Consider the following 14,827-nt stretch of genomic DNA (forward strand, 5'->3'; position numbering starts at 1 on the left):
AGGAAAACAGCAATGAATGTAATTCGGAATCAATGGAAAGACATTGTGACGAGCAAAAAACTACTGATCCCGATTTTAGCTGTCTTATTTATTCCACTGATTTATAGTGGTGTATTTTTAAAAGCTTACTGGGATCCATATGGTACAGTTGATCAATTACCTGTAGCGGTTGTCAACTTGGATGAAGGCAGTCATTATGACGGCAAAACCCTTCAAGTGGGCGATGATTTAGTGAAGGAATTGAAGAAAAACGATAGTTTTAAATGGCATTTTGTTGATAGTGAAGAAAAGGCCATCAATGGGTTAAATAACGAAGACTATTATCTCGTCGTCGAGATTCCGAAAGATTTCTCGAAAAATGCGAGTACAGTACTAGACAAACATCCGAAAAAATCGAATCTGAAATATTATACGAATCCAGGCGCAAACTATGCTGCGTCTCAAATTGCGAATAACGCCATTATCAAATTAAAAGATTCGGTTTCAAAGGAAGTCACAGAAAATTATGCAGAGGTCATCTTTGATAACTTCAAAACGATTGCAAAAGGATTAGATCAAGCAAGCGATGGAGCGAAGAAAATTGATGACGGAACAAAAAGCGCAAAAGACGGTAGCCAAAAGTTAAAAGACAATTTGGCGAAATTGGCAGAAGGAACGTTAACGTATAGCGAAGGTGTTCATCAGTTTGCAGGAAAAATGGGTGAACTGAACACTGGAATTCAATCTCTTGATAGCGGTCTTGGTCAGCTCTTAACAGGCTATCAAACGATTGATCAGAAATTTGGTGAACTTGGCACAGGAATTGATACATTGACCGAAGGGTTAAACACAAGCCGTGAAGGTCATGAGCAGCTTTCTTCTAAAATGCCGCAATTCACAGCAGGCATTGAGCAGCTGAACAATAAAGCACAGTCATTTTCAGAAAAAATCGCTGCTGTGGAGAAAGTATTGTCTTCACCTGAATTAGCGAATCTTGAAAAGATGGCGCCTAAGATTGATCAGGTGAAAAAAGATGCAAAAACGTTTAGTACCAAACTTGCTTCTTTAAAAGAAGCATTATCTAATCGAGATGCAAAAGTAAAAAGTATTATTCAAAACAGCTCGATGACAGATGAAGAGAAAAAGGCGGCAATGGATCAGCTAGACAGTCTTCCTACAATCGAACTGCCTGATTTGTCTGGTCTTGAGCAAAGCTTAGCGGCGCTGCAAGAACTGCCTGACGCAAGTGAAGTTCAGTCTGCGGTTGCATCTGCAAAAGCACAGCTACAGCAAGTCAAGCAGCTGCCAGAGAAAACAGAACAGCTGTATACATCAACAGTCGCCATACAAAATGCGATTGATCAAATGACATCTGGTACGAATAAATTGTATCAAGGTGCACTGAAGCTTCAAACGGGTCAAGGGAAATTACAAGATGGCCTGCAAACAGCAAATGGAAAGCTTGACACAGCGAAAAGTGGTGCGGATAAACTGGCAAATGGTTCAAGCCAGCTTAGTGCAGCATTGAATAAACTAGAAAGTGGATCAGAGAGTATCCAAAGCAACTCATCTAAACTGGCTGAAGGGTCAAAATCCCTTGATAAAGGATTAGGTGACTTAAAAAGTGGAACTGGAAAGCTTTCTGATAAGCTAAAAAGCGCTGCAGATGAAACAGGAGACATTGATGCGGGGCAGGACAACTACAATATGATTGCAAGCCCAGTCAAAACAGAGAATGATACAGCGAAAAAAATTGATAACTATGGAACAGGGCTCACACCATATATTTTATCAATGGGACTCTTTGTTGGAGCTCTTATGCTGACTGTTGTATTCCCAATGAAAGATCCTGCAGGACGCCCTAGAAATGCGTTTGAATGGTTTGTCAGCAAATATAGTGTGCTTCTCTTAGTCGGTATCTTGCAGGCAGTGATTGCAAGCACCATGCTGATCTTTGGGCTTGGACTTGAAGTGGAAAGCCTCTGGCGCTTCTATCTCTTTGCAATCATCGTCAGTCTGACATTCCTAGCGATCATTCAGCTTCTTGCGACGACGATGGGGAACCCAGGACGCTTTATTGCCGTCATTATCTTGGTTCTTCAGCTTGCAGCAAGTGCGGGTACATTCCCGCTTGAGCTTGTACCAAAATTCTTCCAAGTCATTCATAGTCTGCTTCCAATGACGTATACCATCAACGGATTTAGAACGATCATTGCAAGCGGTGATAACAGTTATTTATGGCACCAAGCAGCGATTCTTGGAACAGTAGCCATCATCATGATGGCTGCAACAACAGCATACTTTGCTTGGAACATAAGAAAAATGAAACAAGAAGAAGCTTAATCAAAAAAACCTTTCTCTTCCATGAGAAAGGTTTTTCATTTCAGATTGTTGACAAAGGGATAAAATGAACTTTATTTTATCCCTTTGTCTTCTTTTCAGCTCAGCGTGATAGAAAAACTTTGAATACTAGGAAGGACGAGTACTGGCGCGGAGCGAATTTGATATTCGTGAACACCAGCACGCAGGACTGACACCGAATGCGAGGGTTTGTCTACACGTTGAAACCTTTCTCTTTCATAAGAAAGGTTTTTTTCTATTAGAAATTAGACATCAGGAACCCGAAGCGATATATTTTAAGAAGGATGCTGAAAAAAGGCATGCTTGGAAAGAATTTCTTTTAGATGAAGGAGGATATGCCGAATGACAACGGAAGTAAATGAAACGGTTCAGCTTATTCAAAAGCTTGTGTCAATCCCAAGTCCATCAGGAAATACTGAGAAAGTGATTGGCTTTGTCGAACGTTTTTTACAAGATTTAAATATTGAAACGAAGCGAAATAGAAAAGGCGGATTAATTGCCACCCTAAAAGGAACAGATGACAAGGAACACCGCATGTTGACAGCACATGTCGATACGCTCGGTGCGATGGTCAAAGAAATTAAATCAAATGGCCGGCTGCGTCTTGCACTCATTGGAGGCTTTCAATATAACTCGATAGAAGGCGAGTATTGTGAAATTGAAACAGTAACAGGCCGTACATACACAGGTACCATTCTGATGCATCAAACGTCCGTTCACGTATATGAGGACGCTGGAAAAGCGAAGCGAAATCAAGAAAATATGGAGATTCGCTTAGATGAGAAAGTGAAAAATGCAGACGATGTGCAAGCACTCGGCATTCAAGTAGGAGACTTTATCTCATTTGATCCTAGAGTGGAAGTGACATCTTCAGGTTTTATTAAATCAAGACACCTTGATGATAAGGCAAGTGTGGCGTTGTTGCTGAGATTGATTCACCGCATTCAAACAGAGAACATCACATTGCCGCATACGACACATTTCTTAATTTCAAATAATGAAGAAATCGGATACGGTGGGAACTCGAATATCCCGGAAGAAACGGTGGAATATTTGGCTGTTGATATGGGAGCCATCGGTGATGGTCAATCAACCGATGAATACAGTGTGTCGATATGTGTGAAGGATTCTAGCGGTCCTTATCACTATGGTCTGCGCAAACATTTAGCAGCATTAGCTGAGGCAAATAAGATCGATTACCGCCTTGATATATACCCTTATTATGGCTCAGATGCGTCGGCAGCGATTCGAGCAGGGCATGATATCATTCATGGACTGATTGGACCTGGCATTGACTCTTCGCATGCCTTTGAAAGAACCCATGAAGATTCATTGATTCATACAGCCAATCTACTGTACCACTATGTTCAAAGCAAATTAATCACAGTATAAAAAAAGAACCCCGATCGCGGGGTTCTTTTTGATTAGCTTGAAAGCTGTGTTGGCTCAGGTACATCTTGTCCAGTCATCACGCGGTGTCCTTTTTCAGGGTCATATTGCCCTTCCCATTTAGACATCACGACAGCTGCAAGTGCATTACCAGTTAAGTTGACAACGGTTCTTGCCATATCCATGATACGATCAACACCTGCAATAAAGGCTAGACCTTCAGCAGGAACACCGATCGTTCCAAGTGTTGCAAGTAATACAACAAAGGATGTACCAGGAACGGCAGCCATTCCTTTTGATGTCACCATCAGTACAAGGATTAGTGTGAGCTGCTGTACGATTGTGAGGTCAATGCCATATACCTGCGCTAGGAAAAGCGCCGCAATGGCTTGATACAAGACGGAGCCGTCTAGATTAAATGTATAACCAATTGGGATAACAAAAGAAACAATTCCTTTTGGACACCCGATGCGCTCCATTTTATCCATGACTCTCGGTAAAACTGTTTCAGAGCTGGATGTACTAAAGGCGAGAAGCATTTCGTCTTTCATGTAAGCAAGAAATCTGAAAATATTGACGCCAATCATCTTTCCAATAATTCCGAATACAACGATAAGGAAGAGAGCGAGCGCAAAATAAACAAGACCTACGAGCTTACCTAATGAAACAAGAGATTCAAGACCAAATTTTGATACTGTCACACCAATGAGCGCGAACACACCAAATGGTGCAGCTTTCATCACAACATTGACGACATGGAACATCGCATGTGACACACCTTCAAAGAAGGCGAGCACTGGTTTGCCGCGTTCACCAATCGCTGAAACGCCAAGTGCGAATAATACAGTGAAGAAAATAATCGCAAGCAAATCACCTTCCGCCAATGATTGGAAGAAGTTCGTCGGAACGATATGAAGGAACGTATCAGCAACCGATTTACTGCTTTGTTCTTTTTCCGTTTCAACATACTGGCTAATATCCTGTTTTTCTGTATGTCCAAAGTCAACGCCTGCACCTGGTTGAACAAAGTTCGCAAGCACAAGACCAAGGATGATCGCAAACGTTGTGATAATTTCAAAATAAAGAATGGTTCTAAAACCAAGCTTCCCTACTTTTTTACCATCACCCGCACCTGCAACACCTAAAATTAAGCTAGATACGACAATCGGAATGACAATCATCTTAATGAGTCGTAAGAAGAAGTCTCCAATTGGTTTTAAATATGTCTCAACACCAGGGTTACCGAAAAAGATCGCACCAACCACGACACCGAGAATAAGACCGATTAGGATTTGAGTAGCTAATCCAAATTTTAATTTTTTCATAGATTTCCTCCCTAACATATTCATTAAAGGAATATTCCCATTATATTAAGTTTTAATATATGAATTAAAGTATAACTAAAATTAAAGAGGTTCGTCCACGATTAAATTATATTAAGAAAATACAAAATTATTTGAAAAAATGGACACTTCGAACCCCCTTCGTTGTTTTAAGTCAATAAAAAGTGCCTTCCGAACTAAAAGTCATCATATGAAAATACTAAAAAACCCTTCTGTACCAAGGGTTTTACCTTTTTACCTATTTTTCAGAAAAAATAAAAAGCACTTTTGACTCCAACTGACGAAGGAGGAAAAAAGTGCTTTTTTGTTCTATTTATTTCCTTATTTAAGATAACTTACTTGTGAGCATTCCTCACATTCATTACCGTAACACTCGTGCTGTTCCATTAAATCATTTCCACATTTTGTGCATTTTTTTGAAGGCAAATTTCTAAAAAACTCAGTGATTTTTCCTAGCATTTGTCATCCTCCAATACGTTTTATTGCTATCATTGTATTATAACAGATTGGTAATTGTCAATCTGTTTTGTAACAATAGGCAAGAAGAATGCTTTTTTTATGAAAAATGGGTATATTGTAAGAAGGGGATTTTTTGAAAAGGAGGAAATATGACGATGAAATTAACCGTGATTGGCTGCTACGGAGGATTTCCAGCAGCTGGTGAAGCCACATCAGGTTATCTTTTTGAATCAGATGGTTTTCGTCTGCTTGTCGACTGCGGGAGCGGAGTTCTGTCAAAGCTTCAGCAATACATTGATATAGAAGAACTAGATGCTGTACTCCTTTCTCATTATCATCACGATCATGTTGCAGATATCGGACCTCTCCAATATGCGAAGCTAGTGGGTTATCATTTAGGAAAAAGCAGTGGTCCGCTGACGATCTACGGACATACCGGGGATCAAGCAGCATTTCAGCGGCTCTCTGATGATGTACATACAAAGACAAAACCTTATCACCCGGAAGAGGGCATTCAAATTGGACCATTTCAAATTGATTTTTTGAAAACGGTTCATCCGGCAGAATGCTATGCGATGAGAATTCAGGCAAATGAGGCTGTGGTGGTGTATACAGCTGACTCCAGCTATCAAGATGCATTTATCCCTTTTAGCAAGGATGCAGACTTACTTATTGCCGAAAGCAACTTTTACGCCGGACAAGACGGATCGGGTGCAGGACATATGAACAGCACTGAAGTAGGGAAGCTGGCAAGTGAAGCAAATGTTGGAGAGCTTATCATCACCCATCTGCCTCATTTCGGTCGGCATAAAGACCTAGTCAATGAAGCACAGGCGTTATATACTGGCAATATACAGCTTGCCCAATCAGGGCTTAGATGGAACAAGGAAGGAAGATAGAGATGCTGTTTATCGATAACGAGCAACATTATGACCCAATGATTAATTTAGCAATTGAAGAGTATTGCTTAAAATATTTAGATCCAGAAGAAACGTATTTGCTGTTTTACATCAACCAGCCATCCATTATTATTGGAAAGAACCAAAATACAATAGAAGAAATCAATACAAAATATGTCGAAGACAATGGCATCAAAGTCGTTCGCAGGTTATCTGGCGGTGGTGCAGTTTACCATGACAAAGGAAACTTGAACTTCAGTTTTATTACAAAAGACGATGGGGACAGCTTTCATAACTTTAAAAAATTCACCGAGCCAGTCATCAAAGCGCTTGAAAAGCTTGGCGTCAAAGCGGAATTAAGCGGCAGAAATGACATCATGGCAGATGGGCGTAAAATTTCGGGGAATGCTCAATTTGCTACACGAGGACGTATCTTCAGTCATGGCACCCTATTATTTGATTCAGAAATCGAACATGTTGTCTCGGCATTAAATGTGAAGAAAGAAAAGATCGAATCAAAAGGTATCAAATCCATTAGAAGCAGGGTTGCGAATATTAGTGAACTGATGGATCAAAAGATGACAACAGAAGAATTTAGAAAAATTCTTTTAAGCTATATTTTTGACACGAACGGAGACGTGCCTGAGTATCAGCTGACAGAAAAGGATTGGGAGAAGATTCATGAGATTTCTCGTGATCGATACCAAAAATGGGAATGGAACTACGGCCGTTCACCTAAGTTTAACTTGCAGCACTCTAAGCGTTTTCCAGCTGGATCGATTGATCTTCGATTAGAAGTGAAAAAAGGCATCATTCAAGACTGCAAAATTTTTGGTGACTTCTTCGGTGTAGGGGATATTGCTGATATTGAGAAACGACTCATTGGGCAGCAATATGATCGCAAAACCATTAGTGATGTATTAGAAGACATGGATATGCGCCATTATTTTGGTAACGTATCAAAAGAAGATTTTCTGGATTTGATTTATTAAGCAAGGACAAGCACGGCTAGAGATAGCGGTGCTTTTTCTAATGAAAGAGATGAAAGCGGTTTACATTTGATCTTGTGAATTTTTTCGATTGTCTATTATAATAGAAAGGAGGAATGTTTGGTCATGAAATGAATGGCTATTCATTCATTGATGAAGTATAAGGGGTGGGAGAATGGATTTGATCAAAAATCTTGAGCAGACTGCGATGACCAAGGGAGAGAACGTCGCACTGATCTTTGAAGGGAACAAGTGGACCTATCAAGAACTGATGACAAGTATCGAACGTTTTGCAGATGGTTTAGTGAGCGAAGGGTTTCAAGCGGGAGATCATATCGCGCTGATTTTAGGAAATTCACCGCATTTTGTGATTTCATTTTTTGGTGCATTAAAGGCAGGACTTGTTGTTGTACCTGTCAATCCAACATATACGCCAAGTGAAATCGGCTATATGCTTGTCACTGGTGATGTAAAAGGGATTGTTGCACCGGATCAGCTTCTGCCGATATACGAGCAGGTGTATGAACAGCTTCCATCTATTGAACGAGTCATTATTTGTGCACAAAATGAATCTGCGTGCAGGTCAAGTTTAAAAGAAGTATCTGATCGTCTTGTTTTCTTCGGAAAGCTTGTGTCTGGAGATGCGCCGGAAACTGAGCATCCTGTCATACAACCTGACGATACGGCCGTTATTTTATTTACATCTGGCACAACAGGAAAACCAAAAGGGGCAATGCTCACTCATGTTAACCTATATTCAAATGCAAGAGACATTGCGGAGTACCTGTCAATTGATGAGAAGGACAAGGTGATTGCTGCTTTGCCGATGTTCCATGTGTTTTGTTTGACCGTCTGTATGAATGCCCCTTTGATTCATGGAGCGACCATCTATGTCCTGCCGCATTTCAGCCCATCAGAGCTTTTACGAATGATGGAGAAAGAAAAACCAACGCTATTTGTTGGTGTTCCAACCATGTATAACTATTTATATCGTCAGGACGGTCATGAGGAAGCGATGAAGTCGGTGAGGATTTGTATATCAGGCGGTGCGTCCATGCCTGTTGCTTTACTTCACGGTTTTGAAGAAAAGTTCGGTGTCACGGTGTTAGAGGGCTATGGATTGTCAGAGGCTTCCCCAGTGACGGCATTCAATCCCCTTGATGGAAAAAGAAAACCAGGCTCGGTCGGCACTGATATTATGAATGTGAAAAATAAGATCGTGAATGAACTTGGAGAGGAAGTTGGACCAAACGAAGTCGGAGAACTGATCGCAAAAGGGCCAAACATTATGAAAGGCTATTATCAAATGCCAGAAGACACAGAAGCAGCACTGAAAGATGGCTGGCTGTACACAGGAGATTTGGCGAGAAGAGATGAAGACGGATATATTTATATCGTCGATCGAAAAAAGGATATGATTCTCGTAGGCGGGTATAATGTCTATCCAAGAGAAGTAGAAGAAGTGCTTTATCAACATGAAGCTGTAGCAGAAGCCGTTGTCATCGGTGTGCCCGATCCAAACACAGGAGAGGCTGTTGTCTGTTACATTTCCCCTAAGAAACATGCTCACATCAATCAAGAAGACATCATCACACATTGTTCACGCTATTTGGCGAAATATAAGCAGCCCCAAACGATCCATTTCATTGATGATATTCCAAAAAACACGACTGGTAAAATTTTAAGAAGAGCGCTAAAGGATAAGTACCAAGCAGAAACAAGTAAATAAAAAAGAGTCTCTTCTTATGAGGCGGCTCCTCAGCGTGTAGACAAACCCTCGCATTCTTTGTCAGTCCTGCGTGCTGGTGCTCACGAATGTCACATTCGCTCCGCGCCTCCTAGACTGCAAAGGTTTTCTATCACGCTGAAAAGAAGACAAGGGGATAAAATCAAGTTCATTTTATCCCTTTGTCAACAATCTAGGGAGTCTCTTATGAAGAGGCTCCTTTTTGAATCGCTTCTTGTACCTGTTTTCGAAAGGAATTTGACTGTTTTTGATTTAATTCATAATAGGTGCCGTCTACTAAAAAAACAACTTGAGAGCGGTTGGTCCATAGCTGAAAAGAAGTGCCATTTGTCCGTCCGAACATGACCTTGGCGATATAATCTGGCTTCTTTACATTCTTTTTGAGATGGCTGCTTGTTTGTTTCCCTTTGTTTAATTGTTCAATTAGATCCTCAGTTGTATCTTTATCATCTATTTCATAAGAAATGGACTGGTTCGTCGGTGAAAGCAATAATTTCTCTGCTCGATTTTCATCGAAGATGTCACTTGTCCGGCTGAACACATAAAAGAAGGTAATCAGTAAAAGCCCAAAGATCACAATTCCTGCAAGGATTTTCTTCATGATGAACCTCCAACTCACTTTTTTATAGTTAGTTTCTCCGATTTTTGAACAGCATAATCATTTTTTTCACTCAAGCTTTTTCAGATAGGGCATGCTATGATGGAGCCACATGAGACAGGTTCTAAACAAAAACGTGCGTGATTACAATAGAGAGAGAAATGGAAAGGAGGCTGACCAGTGCGAGTACGCAAATGGATAGCTCTTGCAACGGTAGCATACATATTGTATGGTCTTTTTATTTATTCTTACTTATTTCTAATGGGGGATTCATCTGTCCCTGACAGTGTGAAAGGGACAAGTGCAGACCCGCATACATTTATGACAAGCCATGAGCTTTTGATCAGTGGAAATTACTCGAACATTCGTAACCTGTTGTACTTTATGACAATTCCTTTAGATTGGTATGTCTTTTTCCTTTTGCTCATTTCAGGGTTTTCAAGGAAATTAGCAGATTGGAGCTTGGCAGCAGCTCGTTTTCACCTTGTGAGCAAACTTGTGTATGTGTTTGTGCTGTCACTTTTGACGATGCTGATCACATTGCCGGTCAAGTGGGTGAGCTACCAGTTGTCCTTGTACTACGGTGTTTCAGCACAAAGCACAGCAAGTTGGCTAAAAGACCAAACGCTTGATTTTTGGATTCAATATCCACTGCTTGTTCTATGCGCGATTGTGTTCTTTTGGCTCATTCAAAAGAAAAGGAAATATTGGTGGCTGTATGCTTGGTGTTTAACCGTTCCAGTTACACTGTTTCTCTTCTTTATACAGCCGGTCGTTATTGATCCACTCTACAATGATTTTTACCCATTGAAGGACCAAGCGCTTGAGAAAAAGATATTAACCCTTGCAGAGAAAGCACACATTCCAGCAGATCATGTATATGAAGTCAACATGTCAGAGAAAACAAACACGATGAATGCTTACGTCACAGGAATTGGTGAAAATAAGCGTATTGTTTTGTGGGATACGACACTTCAAAAGCTGAAAGACCGTGAAATCTTATTTATTATGGCGCATGAGATGGGACATTACGTGATGAAGCATGTGTATATCGGTTTAGCAGGATATTTAGTGTTGTCTCTGGTTGGATTTTTTGCCATTGACCGTCTTTATTTTTCCCTTTACCAAAAAGGCGCTTCTCCATTTCGTCTGAAGGCACCACATGACGTTGCTGCTCTTCCGCTTCTTTTGATCATTGTATCTATGCTGTCATTTGCTGCTTCTCCTTTTACAAATGCTGTGTCAAGGCATCAAGAACGTGCAGCTGATGAATACGCCGTGAACTTGACGAAAGATGGAGAGGCGGGGGTAACATCATTTCAAAAGCTTGCAAAATCAGGGCTTTCCCAAGTCAATCCGCCACTTTTAGTGAAAATATTCCGCTATGGACACCCGACGATGATGGAGAGAATCATCGATATGGAAAAAGCGGCGAAAAAAGAGGAAACATCGAAAAAGCAATAAATAAAAAATCCGGCTCAGTTCGCCGGATTTTTTTGTCACACTTATTTTAGTTAGAAGCTGCTTGAACGTTAATCAATCCTTTTCCATAATAGAACGAATTACCAAGCGGTGTTGCTGTATTTTCTAAGCGCTGACGAACCTGAGAAGTTGATAGATTCGGATACTTAGAAAGGATAAGCGCTGCTGCTCCTGCTACATGAGGAGATGCCATCGATGTTCCCGTATAAGATGTATATCCACTGCTTGGTACTGTACTTAAAATAGATGTACCAGGTGCAGAAACATCTAATTCAGGACCTGCGCTTGAAGACGAGTTTCTGACATTGTTGCTGTTCACGTTGGCAACAGCAATGGTTGAGTCGTATTTAGCAGGATAGCCAACGGTGCTAGTAGAGCCAGTTGAACCTGAATTCCCTGCTGCGGCAACGACAACTACTCCGCGGTTATTCGCTGTGTCTACAGCATTTTTAAGCGCTGTGGATCCGCTTGGGCCGCCTAAGCTCATATTGATGACATCCATGTTATTGGCAACAGCCCATTCAATACCGCTGATAATCCAGCTGTATTGTCCATCTCCGTTTCGATCTAACACTTTAACGGCATACAAGGAGGCGCTTGGCGCAACCCCAAGAACACCAATCGTGTTATCAAGGGCAGCAATGGTTCCGGCTACGTGAGTTCCGTGTGATTGAAAGTCTTGTGTGGCATTTGGCTCTGAAGGGACGAAGCTAGCACCGCCTGCAACATTTAAGTCAGGGTGTGCGGCGTGGATTCCAGTATCAAGGACAGCTACTTTGACGTTAGCACCTTTATAACCTTGAGCGTGTACGGCTGGAGCTTTGATTTGAGGGATACCATAAGGGACGGTTTGTGCATATGCTTCTGCTTTGTGGTCTTCTTCTACATAAGCAATGCTAGGGTCGTGTTCAAGTTTTTTTGCGGCTTGTTCAGACATCTTCACTTGTGCAGCATTAATGAGGCGGTATTGTTTTTCTAATTTCCCACCATTTTGTGTCACTGCTTGTTTCTTAGAGCTGTTTGTGGTGGCAGAAGCTTTAAAGCCAACGATATAGCTTTTTTCACTTTCTGACTTTGAGGCAGTCTCGGCATTTGCCATCGAGCCTCCAAACCCTGCTGAAAACAGAAGAGGGACAGCCAATAAAACACTTGTCATCACATTTTTCTTTTTCACGCACATTCCACATCCCTTTTTCTTATTTCAGAATAATCATCCGTAGTCTATAAGAATGATCCGTTTGATTATTCTGTATTTTCAGTTTAATGGAGGTAGGCAAATAAGAGTAGACCTGAATTTTTGTGGAAGTCCTAGCGAAAAATAGGGAATTAAGTCGCTTGGAAATTATGGTAAAATATGTTTATTGTGTATTTTCAACGATTTTCTGTTAAAAAGGAATCGTGCTTTTTTTCTCATGATCTATTTGGGGATAAACATTCGATACCCGAAATGCCTTAAAATAGGTAGAAAAGGCTATCATCTATTTCGAATTTCGATATAAAAAAATATTATTTTATCATTATTTTTGACATGAAAAAGAACCTGCTTTGGAAACAGGTTCTTTAAGAAGGGGCAGATTGTGTTAAATGGCTGACCACGTTGTAATCGTTCACCTTCCATTCACCATCTGTCCATTCCACATAATTTAAGCAGGCATTGACAAGTCTAGTGTCCTGAATACCCATATGTTCGTCAGCTAGTGCGGTGAGTAAGGCATGGATGGCAGCCCCGTGTGCCACGATTAGTACCCGTTTATCTGGGTAGGTTGCTCTCACTTTTTCAATACCTTCTAGCATTCGATCTTGAAGTGCCGATAGTGGTTCCATATTTGGATACTGTTTATTAGGAAACAGCTTCTGACGTTCCTCAAATGACATGCCTTCAGCGTCGCCATAATCACGTTCAATAAAATCGTCCATGATCACGAGCGGTGCATGTACATGCTGTAAAATCAAATGAGCTGTTTCTTTTGCCCTTGATAGCGGACTAGAAATGACAACATCCCAGTGGGCATCTTTTAGGTAAAGACCGGTTTGTTCCGCTTGCCATTTACCAGTGTCATTTAAAGGGATATCTGTTCGTCCTTGAATTCGTTTTGCTGCATTCCAATCGGTTTCACCGTGTCTGACTAGGCAAATTGCTGTCAATCAAATCCCGCCTTTTCTATCTTTTCTTCTATTATACTAAAACAGAAGAAGAATGACTGGATCAGCGATTTGTCAGACTCGTTAAGGACTCGACCGAACTTGCCACTTGGGACACTGTTTGTTTGACTTCTTTCAATTCGTTTAGGAATGTTTGCAAATCTATTTCAATTTTTCCGTTTTGGTTTTTGCTTAAGTTCATGCTGCTGACGATATCATCGAATAGAGAGTTGATTTGGGTCATTTTTTCTTTACTGTCTGTCACAAGTAAATTCACGTCAGCAATATGCTGTGACACAATGGCGATTTGTGAATTTGTGTTGTTGACGAGCTCAGATACAGTTGAAACCGTTTTCTTTGTATCCTCTGATAATTTGCGAACCTCGTTTGCAACGACAGCAAAGCCTTTGCCATGTTCACCTGCTCGAGCTGATTCGATTGAAGCGTTTAAAGATAGTAAATTCGTTTGCTCCGCAATACCTGTGACGATCCCAAAAATTTGTTCAATTTGTTTCGCAATTTCTTCTAAGCGTTTAATTTCTGTTTCAATCTTTGTCATACTGCCGTCAATTTGGTTCATTTGCGTCTGCTGAATTTCTAACTCTTTTTTACCGCCTATTGATTTCTCTTCAACTTGTGCTGAAATCTTTGTGCCAGCCTGTGACATATCCGCCATCTCATCAGATTTTGATACAAGTTTGTCCACTGCATTTGTTGTGTTTGAGAAGAGAGAAGCAAGTGAATTAGATGTTTCTGTAATTTTTGTATGAAGCTCTTTTTGCTGTAGTTCTGCTTCATCACGAACTTTAGAGTATTCATTTTGGAACGTATCTAGGACAAGCTGCTGCTCTAGATTTAAAATTTTCGTCGTCGCCTTCACTGCCGTCTGATATTCTTTGAAATCTTGGATATGCTGGGCAAATAAATCCATAATGGATAGCAATAGGTCTTGGAAAGCTGCCATATACCATTTAGGTTGAAGCCCAATTCTTAAATGAACTTGTGCAATTTTAATTCTTTTGGCCACATAAGATTCGTCAATCACACCGGCAAACATTTCACTAATATGAATGCGTAGTGTTTTCTTTAGACGCTCGACTGAGCTGTTATCTTGAATGATGTGCATCAAGGAAGACTCGACTTCTAGGTTTTTATAAAATTTATCGACGATATGTTCAATTTCATCTTGAACGATTGGATTTAGCTGTTTCAAGATAAAAAGGTCTTGCTGCGTCAAATCAATCATTTTAATTTGTTTGGCAATGTCCGTATTCTCCGGAAAATTGATTCGTTTTATCCCATCATCCTGCTGTGTGAAAAAAGCAGTGTTTTTCTTTTTACTCTCTTTTTTAAATAACAATGTGTTTGTCCCCCCATGATCATCAAAAATATCAGACTTTATGTTTTTTATCGGATAATATTGGATTTTTTAAAGGGAA

General features: G+C 40.5%; 12 protein-coding genes. 6 read left to right on the forward strand and 6 right to left on the reverse strand.

Features of this window, described 5'->3' with window-relative positions; translation table 11 throughout:
• The first annotated feature begins 12 nt into the window (after positions 1-12).
• Positions 13-2,322 carry a YhgE/Pip domain-containing protein gene (locus ID12_RS09815; RefSeq protein WP_050827109.1) on the forward strand — a complete coding sequence of 770 codons (2,310 nt, stop codon included), beginning with the start codon at positions 13-15 and terminating at the stop codon, positions 2,320-2,322.
• Positions 2,323-2,682: 360 nt separating this feature from the next.
• Positions 2,683-3,732: a M42 family metallopeptidase gene (locus ID12_RS09820; RefSeq protein ID WP_050827110.1), complete on the forward strand. Its 1,050-nt coding sequence runs from the start codon at positions 2,683-2,685 to the stop codon at positions 3,730-3,732.
• Between the two features lie 32 nt (positions 3,733-3,764).
• Here the strand turns inward: ID12_RS09820 and ID12_RS09825 are convergent, their stop codons facing one another.
• The gene (locus ID12_RS09825; protein ID WP_008348850.1) at positions 3,765-5,054 is read right to left on the reverse strand and encodes a glutamate/proton symporter GltT; all 1,290 of its coding nucleotides are present in this window, start codon (positions 5,052-5,054) and stop codon (positions 3,765-3,767) included.
• Positions 5,055-5,393: 339 nt separating this feature from the next.
• Positions 5,394-5,531, reverse strand: a complete 138-nt coding sequence (gene yhfH / locus ID12_RS18925) for a protein YhfH (RefSeq protein WP_008359029.1) — start codon at positions 5,529-5,531, stop codon at positions 5,394-5,396.
• A 155-nt stretch (positions 5,532-5,686) separates the two neighbouring features.
• On the opposite strand from yhfH, the gene ID12_RS09830 reads away from it, so the two are divergent.
• The 3 genes from ID12_RS09830 (at position 5,687) to ID12_RS09840 (ending at position 9,148) form a co-directional block, all read left to right on the forward strand.
• The gene (locus ID12_RS09830; RefSeq protein ID WP_045034874.1) at positions 5,687-6,430 is read left to right on the forward strand and encodes an MBL fold metallo-hydrolase; all 744 of its coding nucleotides are present in this window, start codon (positions 5,687-5,689) and stop codon (positions 6,428-6,430) included.
• Between the two features lie 2 nt (positions 6,431-6,432).
• Positions 6,433-7,422: a lipoate--protein ligase gene (locus ID12_RS09835; protein WP_008348846.1), complete on the forward strand. Its 990-nt coding sequence runs from the start codon at positions 6,433-6,435 to the stop codon at positions 7,420-7,422.
• Positions 7,423-7,594: 172 nt separating this feature from the next.
• Positions 7,595-9,148: a fatty acid--CoA ligase family protein gene (locus ID12_RS09840; RefSeq protein ID WP_008348843.1), complete on the forward strand. Its 1,554-nt coding sequence runs from the start codon at positions 7,595-7,597 to the stop codon at positions 9,146-9,148.
• A gap of 202 nt (positions 9,149-9,350) precedes the next feature.
• Here ID12_RS09840 and ID12_RS09845 read toward each other — a convergent pair whose 3' ends face one another.
• Complete coding sequence (locus ID12_RS09845; RefSeq protein WP_007497192.1) at positions 9,351-9,767, reverse strand: YhfM domain-containing protein; 417 nt, start codon at positions 9,765-9,767, stop codon at positions 9,351-9,353.
• Between the two features lie 177 nt (positions 9,768-9,944).
• Between ID12_RS09845 and ID12_RS09850 the strand changes: the two genes are divergently transcribed.
• Positions 9,945-11,228 (forward strand): M48 family metallopeptidase, encoded by a 1,284-nt coding sequence (locus ID12_RS09850; protein WP_017360300.1) that lies wholly within the window; start codon positions 9,945-9,947, stop codon positions 11,226-11,228.
• Between the two features lie 46 nt (positions 11,229-11,274).
• On the opposite strand, the gene ID12_RS09855 is transcribed toward ID12_RS09850, so the two are convergent.
• From ID12_RS09855 to ID12_RS09865, 3 genes are all read right to left on the reverse strand, one after another.
• The gene (locus tag ID12_RS09855) at positions 11,275-12,420 is read right to left on the reverse strand and encodes a serine alkaline protease SapB (protein ID WP_039962807.1); all 1,146 of its coding nucleotides are present in this window, start codon (positions 12,418-12,420) and stop codon (positions 11,275-11,277) included.
• 386 nt (positions 12,421-12,806) lie between these two features.
• A complete protein-coding gene (locus ID12_RS09860) occupies positions 12,807-13,391 on the reverse strand; it encodes a histidine phosphatase family protein (RefSeq protein ID WP_050827111.1) in 585 nt (194 codons plus the stop codon).
• 61 nt (positions 13,392-13,452) lie between these two features.
• Complete coding sequence (locus tag ID12_RS09865; RefSeq protein WP_419761247.1) at positions 13,453-14,814, reverse strand: globin-coupled sensor protein; 1,362 nt, start codon at positions 14,812-14,814, stop codon at positions 13,453-13,455.
• Between the last annotated feature and the right edge of the window lie 13 nt (positions 14,815-14,827).

This window comes from Bacillus altitudinis, from assembly GCF_001191605.1.
Lineage (GTDB): Bacteria > Bacillota > Bacilli > Bacillales > Bacillaceae > Bacillus > Bacillus altitudinis.

Bases quoted from the DNA above. Each gene is read 5' to 3' on its own strand.
- ID12_RS09815 (WP_050827109.1), top strand. From the start codon at position 13: ATGAATGTAATTCGGAATCAATGGAAAGACATTGTGACGAGCAAAAAA.
- ID12_RS09820 (WP_050827110.1), top strand. From the start codon at position 2,683: ATGACAACGGAAGTAAATGAAACGGTTCAGCTTATTCAAAAGCTTGTG.
- ID12_RS09825 (WP_008348850.1), bottom strand. From the start codon at position 5,054: ATGAAAAAATTAAAATTTGGATTAGCTACTCAAATCCTAATCGGTCTT.
- yhfH (WP_008359029.1), bottom strand. From the start codon at position 5,531: ATGCTAGGAAAAATCACTGAGTTTTTTAGAAATTTGCCTTCAAAAAAA.
- ID12_RS09830 (WP_045034874.1), top strand. From the start codon at position 5,687: ATGAAATTAACCGTGATTGGCTGCTACGGAGGATTTCCAGCAGCTGGT.
- ID12_RS09835 (WP_008348846.1), top strand. From the start codon at position 6,433: ATGCTGTTTATCGATAACGAGCAACATTATGACCCAATGATTAATTTA.
- ID12_RS09840 (WP_008348843.1), top strand. From the start codon at position 7,595: ATGGATTTGATCAAAAATCTTGAGCAGACTGCGATGACCAAGGGAGAG.
- ID12_RS09845 (WP_007497192.1), bottom strand. From the start codon at position 9,767: ATGAAGAAAATCCTTGCAGGAATTGTGATCTTTGGGCTTTTACTGATT.